General features: G+C 27.7%; 14 protein-coding genes. 7 read left to right on the top strand and 7 right to left on the bottom strand.

From position 1 onward, the window contains the following. Window positions 1-82 precede the first annotated feature (82 nt). Entirely contained in the window at window positions 83-436 is a 354-nt protein-coding gene (gene psb28, locus MK115_RS08450; RefSeq protein WP_025914549.1) for a photosystem II reaction center protein Psb28, read from the top strand. Between the two features lie 13 nt (window positions 437-449). Next, window positions 450-1,493 carry an AI-2E family transporter gene (locus tag MK115_RS08445; protein WP_287610740.1) on the top strand — a complete coding sequence of 348 codons (1,044 nt, stop codon included), beginning with the start codon at window positions 450-452 and terminating at the stop codon, window positions 1,491-1,493. Between the two features lie 204 nt (window positions 1,494-1,697). Here MK115_RS08445 and secF read toward each other — a convergent pair whose 3' ends face one another. From secF to rsmA, 6 genes are all read right to left on the bottom strand, one after another. Further along, the gene (gene secF / locus MK115_RS08440; RefSeq protein WP_287610739.1) at window positions 1,698-2,612 is read right to left on the bottom strand and encodes a protein translocase subunit SecF; all 915 of its coding nucleotides are present in this window, start codon (window positions 2,610-2,612) and stop codon (window positions 1,698-1,700) included. A gap of 21 nt (window positions 2,613-2,633) precedes the next feature. After that, the gene (gene secD, locus MK115_RS08435; protein WP_287610738.1) at window positions 2,634-4,103 is read right to left on the bottom strand and encodes a protein translocase subunit SecD; all 1,470 of its coding nucleotides are present in this window, start codon (window positions 4,101-4,103) and stop codon (window positions 2,634-2,636) included. A gap of 3 nt (window positions 4,104-4,106) precedes the next feature. Then, window positions 4,107-5,090: a pyruvate dehydrogenase complex E1 component subunit beta gene (locus MK115_RS08430; RefSeq protein WP_025923132.1), complete on the bottom strand. Its 984-nt coding sequence runs from the start codon at window positions 5,088-5,090 to the stop codon at window positions 4,107-4,109. A gap of 179 nt (window positions 5,091-5,269) precedes the next feature. Then, on the bottom strand, window positions 5,270-5,572 hold the full coding sequence (locus MK115_RS08425) for a DUF3082 domain-containing protein (protein ID WP_011376423.1): 303 nt from the start codon (window positions 5,570-5,572) through the stop codon (window positions 5,270-5,272). A 24-nt stretch (window positions 5,573-5,596) separates the two neighbouring features. Continuing rightward, window positions 5,597-6,532 carry a 4-(cytidine 5'-diphospho)-2-C-methyl-D-erythritol kinase gene (gene ispE, locus MK115_RS08420; RefSeq protein WP_287610737.1) on the bottom strand — a complete coding sequence of 312 codons (936 nt, stop codon included), beginning with the start codon at window positions 6,530-6,532 and terminating at the stop codon, window positions 5,597-5,599. Between the two features lie 12 nt (window positions 6,533-6,544). Then, window positions 6,545-7,369, bottom strand: a complete 825-nt coding sequence (gene rsmA, locus MK115_RS08415; RefSeq protein WP_287610736.1) for a 16S rRNA (adenine(1518)-N(6)/adenine(1519)-N(6))-dimethyltransferase RsmA — start codon at window positions 7,367-7,369, stop codon at window positions 6,545-6,547. A 56-nt stretch (window positions 7,370-7,425) separates the two neighbouring features. Between rsmA and MK115_RS08410 the strand changes: the two genes are divergently transcribed. From MK115_RS08410 to MK115_RS08390, 5 genes are all read left to right on the top strand, one after another. Then, the gene (locus tag MK115_RS08410; RefSeq protein ID WP_209039963.1) at window positions 7,426-7,758 is read left to right on the top strand and encodes a hypothetical protein; all 333 of its coding nucleotides are present in this window, start codon (window positions 7,426-7,428) and stop codon (window positions 7,756-7,758) included. A 19-nt stretch (window positions 7,759-7,777) separates the two neighbouring features. Continuing rightward, window positions 7,778-8,194: a 23S rRNA (pseudouridine(1915)-N(3))-methyltransferase RlmH gene (locus MK115_RS08405; protein ID WP_011862894.1), complete on the top strand. Its 417-nt coding sequence runs from the start codon at window positions 7,778-7,780 to the stop codon at window positions 8,192-8,194. 98 nt (window positions 8,195-8,292) lie between these two features. Beyond that, complete coding sequence (locus MK115_RS08400; protein WP_209130550.1) at window positions 8,293-8,709, top strand: LexA family protein; 417 nt, start codon at window positions 8,293-8,295, stop codon at window positions 8,707-8,709. Further along, window positions 8,706-9,992: a Y-family DNA polymerase gene (locus tag MK115_RS08395; protein WP_032521472.1), complete on the top strand. Its 1,287-nt coding sequence runs from the start codon at window positions 8,706-8,708 to the stop codon at window positions 9,990-9,992. Before MK115_RS08400 ends, MK115_RS08395 begins: the two co-directional genes overlap by 4 nt. 10 nt (window positions 9,993-10,002) lie before the next feature. Further along, window positions 10,003-10,470 carry a DUF8637 domain-containing protein gene (locus MK115_RS08390; protein WP_287610735.1) on the top strand — a complete coding sequence of 156 codons (468 nt, stop codon included), beginning with the start codon at window positions 10,003-10,005 and terminating at the stop codon, window positions 10,468-10,470. Between the two features lie 16 nt (window positions 10,471-10,486). Here MK115_RS08390 and MK115_RS09370 read toward each other — a convergent pair. After that, window positions 10,487-10,612: hypothetical protein (locus MK115_RS09370; protein ID WP_502923818.1), on the bottom strand; the 126-nt coding region annotated here is incomplete at its 5' end.

Genomic DNA, 10,612 nt, shown 5'->3' with positions numbered 1-10,612 from the left:
GTTAATAAATAATGTTTTATGAAATAATTACAAACGAATGTGAAAAATATTTCCTAATATAAAAAATTATTAATCGAATATTATGACAGCAAATAAAACTGCAAAAATACAATTTTATGAGGGAACTGATGAACCAGTAGTGCCTGAAATAAGACTGACTAGGAGTAAAGATGGTACCACCGGTCAAGCATTATTTTTGTTTGAAAAACCTCAGGCATTATCTTCAATTACAGACGGTGAAATCACAGGTATGCGGATGATAGATTCCGAAGGTGAAATATTAACTAGAGAAGTTAAAGTAAAGTTTGTTGATGGAGAACCCATATTTTTAGAAGCAGTTTATATTTGGAAGAACACATCAGACTTTGATAGATTTATGAGATTTGCAAATAGTTATGCCAAATCAAATGGATTAGGATATTCTGAAAAGAAGTAGAATATTATGAAAATTGAATAGTTCATCATATTTCAAGTTAGTAGTAATATTAATCACTTTATTAATAGTATGGACTTTAAGGGATTTTCTCCTACTAATAATTTGTTCTTTAGTAATTTCAAATATTGTATGTAATTTATCTAATCAAATCCAAAAAGGTTTGAAAATTCCTCGATCGATTTCTTTGTTTCTTGTCTTAGCCGTCATATCAGTAATAATATTTACTATTTTTATTCTTGTATTACCTCCGTTTATAAAAGAATTCAATGAAATACTAGTTGACATTCCAAATGGTTTATCAAAAATAAATATATTGATCAATACAAATCTGAACAAATTTAATAGCTTATTTTATGGCGAACAATCAGAAAATGTTATAGACATATTCAGTTTAATAAATAATGTAGTTACCATTCCAGATGCCTCAACTATTGCAAAAGCTATTCAAGAAAGTTTTAAGAATTTAATAAATATAGCGGGGAATCTGGGTTCAGGTCTTTTGAAATTAATATTCGTATTAGCAGTGAGTTTGATGATTTCTATTGAACCAAAACAATATAAAGAAAATATACTTCTATTAATACCAAAAAATTACCGTAATAAATTTAGAAATATTCTGGAAAAATGCAATATTGCATTAGCAAATTGGACCTTTTCTATGGTCATAAGCTCATTATCAGTAGGTCTATTATCATTAATAGTTTTGTCTATATTAGATGTCAAATATGTTGTCTCAAATGCTTTAATAGCAATGGTTCTTAATATAATTCCAAATATAGGTCCAGTTATTAGTGGTATATTTCCAATCTCAATTGCACTACTAGATAATTTTTGGAAACCACTGGCCGTTTTAGGAGCATATGTAATCATTCAAAATATTGAAAGCTATATAATAATGCCATCTATAATGAAGAAAAAAGCAAACTTACTTCCTGGTTTGACATTAATATCACAATTTGGATTTACCTTCATTTTTGGTCCATTAGGCTTAATACTATCTCTTCCATTAGCTGTAGTAATACAGGTTTTAATCAAAGAATCATTTAAAGATATTTAAAAACTACTTAATTAATTTTTTATATAAATATGGGTAGGAAAAAAGTATAAAGAAAGCTAAGGGATGTTTACCAATAGCAAAATATAGTGAACTAAAAGTAAAATGATCAAATAATATTCTTAGCTCAGTAGAAAGATCTATTAAAACTAAAGAAAATAAAATTATCAAATAGTAATTCAATTTCATAAAATTAGAAGCTTAAGCTCAGTCTTTAAGCAACAAAGATGGAGCCAATAAAATACTTGAATAACTTCCAACAATAATTCCTAATGATAAGGCCAAAGAAAACCAAAACAGCGAGTAAGATCCAAACAAAATTATGCTTAATAAAGGGATAAGGGTTGTAATACTGGTAAAAGTTGTTCTCCTAAATGATTCGTTTACTGATAATTGAATAGTTTCGTTATAGCCTTCTTTCTTTGATTTTAAATTCTCACGAATTCTATCAAAAATAACAACAGTATCATTTACAGAATAACCAGCAATAGTTAGCAAGGACACAGCAAATAAACTATTTACCTCGACAGATAATATAATTCCCAACCAAGAGAATATACCGAAAACAATTAATAAATCATGGAATAAAGCTAATAATGCAAATAATGCATATTTTTTATCAAATCTAATAGTTATATATAAAGATATTGCAAATAAAGAAACCAACAATGAAGTAACACAATTAGTAAGTAATCTTTTCCCAAGCTTTGGACCTATTAATCTTGAATCCTTACTCTCATAATTTAGAGGTCCAATAATATTATCAAGATTAGTAATTAGATTATTTGATTCTTCGATACTCAAATAAGGTGTTCTTATTGAAATTAATTTATTATTATTTTGGAATTGTAATTTAATATTATTTATAAAGTTTTTATTACTAGAGATCTCTCTTAAATTTTCTAAAACTGAATCAGGGGAAAGATTAGAACATTCTTCTTCACAAACTCTTTCTATTCTTAGTTCATTTCCTCCAACAAAATCCATCCCTAAATTTATAGGTTTCTTATAAGAAGTATTAAAAGTTGAATATAAAATTCCTAAAAGACTTAACAAAATAAGAAAAGTTGAAAAACTAATTATCTTTCTTTTATTTTTTATTAGTTCAAGATTGTATTTCATGGGAAATTAGAAACAAAAAATTTAATTTGAAAAATTATTCTTGGGTAGATAGAGATTTTTTTGTCTTAAAGATTGATATGTTGTAAAAAATCGCAAAATAGTTTTAGAACAATTTAATGAGGTAAACAAGCTTATTAGAACTCCAATACCTAATGTTGCCGCAAAACCTTTAACAAAATTTGTTCCTAATAAAAACAATACAAAACAACTTAGAAGAGTTGTAATATGGCCATCAACTATGGATGAATTAGCTCTTTGAAAACCGCTATCAATAGATCTTGTAAGAGTATTACCATCATATAATTCTTCTCTAATTCTCTCAAATATTAGAATATTTGCATCAACAGCCATACCAATGCTAAGTATAAGCCCAGATATTCCAGGTAAAGTCAAAGTTACAGGAATTAAAGAATATAGGGCTAAGTTAAAGAAACCATAAAGTACTAGAGAAAGAACTGAAACAAAACCTAGAATTCTATAATTAAAAATCATAAATATACCAACAAAAATTAATCCACTAATAGCTGCATAAAGACTTTTTAAAATATTTTTGGATCCCAATAGAGCCCCTATAGTGTTAGTTTCTACTATTTCAATTGGCAATGGCAATGAGCCTCCTTTAAGTTGAACTTCTAATTCTCTAGCATTTTCAGCACTAAAATTACCGCTTATTGTTGCTGATCCACCTGTAATACCAGTACTAGCAAACTGGTTACCAACACTAGCTTCACTTATAGATTCGCCATCAAGAATAATAGCCAATAGTTGATTAGTGCCAGCAATTGACTTTGTAATTTCTGCAAACTTTTCACCTCCTGAATTACTAAAAGTTAATAAAACTTCCCAATTACTATTTGTTTGTTCTTGTCTCCTTCCTGCGTTAATAAGATCCTTACCAGATAAATCTGTTTTAATAAATAAATTTGTAATTTCTTTATCAACATATTTTTTGATTTCAATTAACTTCCCATATAAATCATTACTAGTAGATGAGTAATTCAATTCTTGCTCTATATCTTTAAGATCATCTTGAATAACTTTTAAGAAATTATCATTATTTTGATTTTTTTCTTCAAAGGAATATTGTTCAATTAATTCTTTAATACTCAATCTTTGTAGTTGCAGGGTTTTTAAATCTGTAGATGTTCCTTCTTTTTGGGTTCTAAATTCTAATAAAGCAGTCTTACCTAATACCCTTGAAGCAACTAATGGATTTTGTTCACCTGGTAATTCTAAAATCAATTGATCTCCACCGAGGGTTTGCAAATTAGACTCAGAAACTCCTAAATTGTTAACGCGCTTATCTATAACCGAATTAACTGCTTCAAGTTCATCCCTTGTTACCTTACCTTCCTCTTTAATAATTTGTAGTGTAAGTTGAGAACCCCCTTGTAAATCCAATCCCAACTGTAAGGGATAATTTATTAATAGATAAACAGATAAAGTAAGTAGAAATATAATAAAAAAAAGCCAACCTTGCCTTCTTTTCATTGTCTATATACTCCCACTAATTAAGTGTTCAACTTTTTCAACTATTTGATGTGGTTGGATTATTGTCAAATTCTCAAGATTTCCATTATAAGGAGTTGGAATATCCTGACTAGATAATCTAATTGGTCGGGCATCAAGATCATCGAAACACTCTTCTGTTATCAAGGCAATTAATTCTGCACCAATACCTCCAGTCTTCATACATTCTTCAACAATAATTACTTTATTTGTTTTTCTTATTGATTTTGAGATGGTTTCCATATCAAATGGTTTTAAACTTATTAAATCTATTAACTCAACATCTATTCCTTTTTTTTCTAATTCTTCAACAGCTTTAAGGCAGTGATGTCTCATTCTTGAATAAGTCAATAAAGTAATATCTTTCCCTTCTTTTACAACGTCAGCCTGATCTAAAGCGCAAGTATAATCACCCTCAGGTAATTCTTCAGACAAATTGTATAGAAGAACATGTTCGAAAAATAGAACCGGATTATCATCTCTTATAGCTGCTTTCATTAAACCTTTAGCATTTGTGGGTGTACTACATGCAACAATCTTTATGCCAGGAACTGCATGAAAATATGCTTCAAGTCTTTGACTATGCTCAGCACCAAGTTGACGACCAACTCCTCCAGGTCCTCGAACTACTGCTGGTATTTTATAATTTCCGCCACTTGTATATCTAAGCATACCCATATTATTTGATATCTGATTAAAAGCTAAAAGCAAAAAACCCATATTCATTCCTTCTACTATTGGTCTTAAGCCAGTCATTGCTGCACCCACAGCCATACCCGTAAAACTATTCTCTGCAATTGGAGTATCTAAGACTCTTAACTCTCCATATTTTTCATATAAATCCTTAGTTACCTTATAAGATCCTCCATATTGACCAACATCTTCCCCCATAACGCAAACATTTACATCATTTGCCATTTCTTCATCAATTGCCTCTTTCAAAGCATTAAATAATAATGTTCCAGCCACAATTAATTACCTAATTAATCACATATATAATCCTACCACTTTGAATAATTCAACCTCCTTCAGCGAAGGTTATGAGTAGTAATATTGATAAAATCATTCCAGGTGACAGCAAAAGGACTAAAAGGCCTAAGTCATGTAAAGACATTCAAAGAAAGTGTTTTCTTAATAATATTGGCAATTCAATTTTTCTTCAGAAAAAAACTGCGAATAAATACAATAAAAAGTCCTATACCTATAAAAGCAAAAGAGAAAGTTAGCAAAAAAGATAATCCAATTATTAATGTATTAATACTAGAGGAAATATTTTGGACTATTTCAGAAGAATTAGATGGTTTATGTACTGAAAAATAAATTGCAATTTTATTACTTAAAAAATAAAAAAATATAAATAATAAAAAACTTGTTAATGATCCAACAATAAAATTTAAAGGTCCTTTTTCGGGAATATTTTTTTCAATATTCTCATTACTATTATCAGCCACAATAGATTTTTATATAAAAAAAATTTAAATGAATGTTATTCCCTTTTCAAGGAAAGTGCAAACCCATGAATCATAGCCTTTATCTTTAAATAATTTAGAATTTGCAGTTAATTCTTTTTTAGCAGTCTCTATATCTTTAAAGAGTGCAAAGCATGTAGGGCCTGATCCACTCATTGAAAATGTGAGACAATTTTCTAATTTAGAAAGTAAATATAATGCCTGCTTTACAGAATCATTTTCATTTTCAACAACTAACTGCAAATCATTTTTAATAGATAAATGTTGATTATCAAAATTTAAGTTATTTAAACCATTATCTCTTAAATTTTTTCTTATGTTCTCAATCATTTCTCTATCAGTAAGATATTGATCACAAAATCTATTACTATATTTTTTATAAGTTTCAGCTGTAGATACTGATACATTTGGATTTTTTAAAAGAATTACTCCATATTCAAAGTTTGAATCTAATTTCTCCAAAATTTCTCCTCTTCCAAAACATAATTGAATACCACCATTTATAAAAAAGGGAATATCAGATCCTAAAGTTGATGCTAATGAACATAATGTTTCTTGATCTAAGTTCAAATCCCATAACTTATTAAGACCAATTAATGTTGCTGCTGCATTACTGGATCCACCAGCTAATCCTGCGCCAATTGGAATATTTTTTCTTAAAAATATATTCGCACCGTAATCTATATTTGATTTTTTCCTTAATAGATTTGCCGATTTAACAATTAAGTTATCATCAGATAAGCTTAAATCATTACAATCAGACTCAAGTTTAATTAAACCTTCATTATTAATTTCAAATTCTAAATAATCAGAAAGATCGATATTTTGCATAATCATTGCTAACTCATGAAATCCATCCTCTCTTTTACCAATAACTTCAAGGTGCAAATTTATTTTGGCAGGAGATTTTATATTAATTTTCGTTTTAGCTAAATCTTGCATATACTTAAATTTTTATTTTTTAATTTTAATACAATTTTCTGCAAGCTTAATCCATTGGTCAATTGAAATATCTTGTGGTCTTAAATTAAAACAAACTTTTGAAGATTCAGATAATTCATTTATCTCTTCATTTGAAAGTATTGAATTAAGAGTATTTCTAAGCATTTTTCTTCTTGAATTAAATGAAATTCGAAGAAGTTTATCTATATATTTTTCTAGACTAATATCTAATCTTAAATCATTTTTAATTGGTTCGAAAACTACTAAAGAAGAAAAAACTTTTGGAGGCGGACTAAATGATGAAGGCGGCACATCACATATTCTTTTTATTTTTGATAAAAGTTGCATTCTTATACTAAGCGCACCAGCATTGGGACTACCTTCTTTTGACAAAATCCTATCTACAACGTCTTTCTGCATTAAAAATATTATTTTTTCGTAATTATAGTTTCTTATAATGCCCAATCGACCTATGAAAATATCCAATATTGGGCCAGTTATATTGTAAGGAATATTTGCAATCACTTTTGTAATCTTCTTATTAATCGAATCTAAATTTACAGAAAGAATATCTCCCTGCTGCAGTGAAAACTTATCATTATTATTGAATTTATCATTTAATAAATTTATTAAATCTTTATCTAATTCAATTGCATGTAATTTTTTAATTTCTGAATCTAATAACTTAGATGTTAAAGCTCCTTTACCAGGACCAATTTCTAAAATAAAGTCATTTTCATTAAGAACAGCAATTTCTTTAATTTTTTCTAATATTTTTTTATTTACCAACCAGTGTTGTCCAAATCTTTTTTTTTGATGATAGTTTTTAGAATTCATCTAAAAGATAAATAATATGTTTAAATTAAATATGAATTTATTTAATACTTTATATCATGAGCTTATCAAAAAAAAATTTAGATAAACTCAATAAATTTAAAAAAAAGAAAAATTTAAATAACGAAAGTAAAAATATAAATAATTACACAAATATAACTAATAATGATAATTTAATCACCAATCCACTTAATTCAGAAGATCCCAATAAAATTTTTTATTCGTTAATTGATAATTCAGAATCTTTAGAAGAGACTTCTAACGTTAATAATTCACTAAGAAAAAGTGAGATTAATCAAATTAATATGAATTCTAAAAAAGATAATTTTTCCAAGAAATTAACAACCGAAGAGGAACTATATGATGAATTTAATTATCTTCTTGATGAATAATTAGTTTTAATATTTACTTATGCTTCAGAGTAATAGATTAGCAATTTATGCTATCGGCAAAATAAAGAAACTTTGGATTAGAGATGGAATTAATCAATACAAAAAAAGAATGCCTGAACTTATCATTAATGAGTTAAAGACTTTTAATTTAAATAATCTTAGATCCAATAACAATATTATTATCTGCCTAAGTGAAGAAGGAAAACAGTTTAATTCAGTTGAACTATGTTCCTTACTCTTGAATTTTAAAAATAAAAAAATTAATTTCTTAATCGGTGATACTGATGGAGTTAGTTCAGATATAAAAGAAAAATCAGATCTTGTACTAAGCCTGTCTCCTTTAACTTTTCCTCATGAATTAGCTAGATTAATCCTAATCGAGCAAATCTATAGAGCTATTTCTATATCAAACAACTCCCCTTACCATCGTTCTTAAAAAGATTAGATTCAATCTAAAATTAATCTATAAAAGTTTAATAACTAACTATTTTTTGATTTTTTGCTATATAGTACATATATACTATTAATTTAATCTTGGATTCTTTTGATTCAACTACTAAAACATTTAAAATCCCCTTATTAACTGATTCGGTATCAGCAGGGTTTCCTTCTCCTGCAGATGACTATACAGAAGAAAATATTGATTTAAACGAACATTTAATATCTAATCCGTTTAGCACTTTTTTTCTTAGAGTTAAAGGTGACTCAATGATAAATGCAGGAATTAAAGATAAAGATTTAATAATAGTAGACAAGAGCTTAACAGCCAGGCCAGGGAATATCATCATTGCAATGATAGACGGAGAATTTACAATAAAAAGATTATCTATAAAAAATAATGAATTATATTTAAAAGCAGAAAATCATAATTATCCTGATTTTAGATTTAAAAACCATATTGATGTACAGATATGGGGAGTTGTTATTTATTCAATACATAGCTATTTATGAGAATTTCAAATATTGATGCAATAGCTCTTATAGATGCTAATAATTTTTACGCGTCATGTGAACAAAATATTAATCCTCATTTGAGAAATAAACCAGTAGTAATTTTATCTAATAATGACGGATGTATCATTGCAAGAAGCCCTGAAGCGCGAGCTTTAAAAATTAAAATGGGAACTCCGTATTTTAAGGTCAAAGAAAGACTAAATAAATTAGATGTAGCAGTCTTAAGCTCAAACTACTCGCTTTATGGGGATATGAGCAGAAGACTAATGAATTTACTGAAAAACTACTGTGAACAGATAGAAATTTATTCTATTGACGAAGCATTCGTCTCGATTTCTAGACCTAATGATGAAAATCTATATCCTTGGGCAAGAAGCATAAGATCATTAATATATCAGAATCTAGGGATTACCATAACAGTAGGAATAGGAGAAAATAAAGTAAGAGCAAAAATTGCTAATAAACTAGCTAAAAATATTGATTATTCAGCTGGAATATTTGATTTAGCTAGAACCGAAAATGAGAATAATTATTTGAAAAGAATTAGTATAGATAAGATATGGGGAGTCGGGAAACAAACCTCTAATTGGTTGCAAAGTAAAGGTATTAAAAATGCGAGAGAACTAAGAGATATGGAAGAAAATGAAATCATTAAGAAATTAGGCATCGTAGGGAAAAGACTGCAATTAGAACTGAAAGGCCATAGATGCCTGCCCATAGAAAAAAACAAGAAATCAAAAAAAGAAATTCAGGTGAGCAGGAGTTTCGGCACGCCTATCACAAAATTAGAAGACTTAACTCAAGCACTGGCAACTCACGCAATAAAAGCCTCTGAAAAAATGAGAAGTCAGAATTTACAATCATCTAATATTAGAGTATTTGCTAGAACCAGTAAATATTCAAGTCAAAATTATCAAAGAAGTGCTCATAGAAAACTTACAAATGCAACAGATGACACAAACAATATTTTAAAAATAGTAGTTGAATTATCTAAAGAAATTTATAATCCCGAATATAAATTCTCAAAAGCTGGTGTTTTAATGCAGGATTTAACAAATAGCGAATATTTACAGCAATCAGTTATCAATTACAAATCTCAGAAAGTCTTAAAAAAATCAACAAATCTTATGAAAACGATTGATTTATTAAATAAAAGATTTAATAACAATGCAATTACATGGGCTATTACAAAAAATCCACAAAGTTGGAAGATGAATAAGAATTTCTTAAGTCGCTCATCTACAACTGATATAGAACAAATCCCAACTATAGTGAAGTAAACAAAATAGAATGGAATTTATATTATTTTTGAGCAAATTAGATAAAGAGATTCTTAACTTATTAATAAAAGCAAACTACATAGTTGAAGAAAATAAAATTGAATGTCTATTAAACAAAGAAATAAAAGGGCTACATAATTTTAAAGAAAATAAAATAATAATATGTACTGAAAATGCAAAAAGGAAAACAAATTATAGAAATAAGAATCAACAACCAAATAAAGATAACTTCAAAACAGAAAGGGCGATAAGAAAAGCATTAAGACACGAAGCAACTCATGCGATACAAAAATGTAATGACAATAAAACAATAGGGGATATAAAAAAATTAGAAAGCAAATTGCATCAAAGTAAAAGAAAAGCATTAGAGTTCTCTAGTTCAAATTTTTCTGGGACTTATGCGAAAGAAGTAGAAGCTTATGTTCTTGAAGATAAACCCAAAAAAGTTAAAAACTTGATTAAAAAATACTGCCTATAAATTAAAATTTTTTATATTAACTAGCTATGAAATTGCCACAACGTTGTTTGTCTAAGAAATTCATATGTTGTCTTTCTAGGTAATATAATTCCTGAAATTTAATGGCATCAGAGTTTAAATCCTTAAAAAGATCATCTATCTC

The organism is Prochlorococcus sp. ALOHA_ZT_50 (genome assembly GCF_022447305.1).
Taxonomy (GTDB): domain Bacteria; phylum Cyanobacteriota; class Cyanobacteriia; order PCC-6307; family Cyanobiaceae; genus Prochlorococcus_A.
This window is presented reverse-complemented; position numbering and strand designations above follow the sequence as displayed.

What these genes read in the sequence shown, in the direction of transcription:
- psb28 (WP_025914549.1), top strand. Translation starts at nt 83, where the DNA reads ATGACAGCAAATAAAACTGCAAAAATACAATTTTATGAGGGAACTGAT.
- secF (WP_287610739.1), bottom strand. Translation starts at nt 2,612, where the DNA reads ATGAAATACAATCTTGAACTAATAAAAAATAAAAGAAAGATAATTAGT.
- secD (WP_287610738.1), bottom strand. Translation starts at nt 4,103, where the DNA reads ATGAAAAGAAGGCAAGGTTGGCTTTTTTTTATTATATTTCTACTTACT.
- ispE (WP_287610737.1), bottom strand. Translation starts at nt 6,532, where the DNA reads ATGCAAGATTTAGCTAAAACGAAAATTAATATAAAATCTCCTGCCAAA.
- rsmA (WP_287610736.1), bottom strand. Translation starts at nt 7,369, where the DNA reads ATGAATTCTAAAAACTATCATCAAAAAAAAAGATTTGGACAACACTGG.
- MK115_RS08410 (WP_209039963.1), top strand. Translation starts at nt 7,426, where the DNA reads ATGAGCTTATCAAAAAAAAATTTAGATAAACTCAATAAATTTAAAAAA.
- MK115_RS08405 (WP_011862894.1), top strand. Translation starts at nt 7,778, where the DNA reads ATGCTTCAGAGTAATAGATTAGCAATTTATGCTATCGGCAAAATAAAG.
- MK115_RS08395 (WP_032521472.1), top strand. Translation starts at nt 8,706, where the DNA reads ATGAGAATTTCAAATATTGATGCAATAGCTCTTATAGATGCTAATAAT.
- MK115_RS08390 (WP_287610735.1), top strand. Translation starts at nt 10,003, where the DNA reads ATGGAATTTATATTATTTTTGAGCAAATTAGATAAAGAGATTCTTAAC.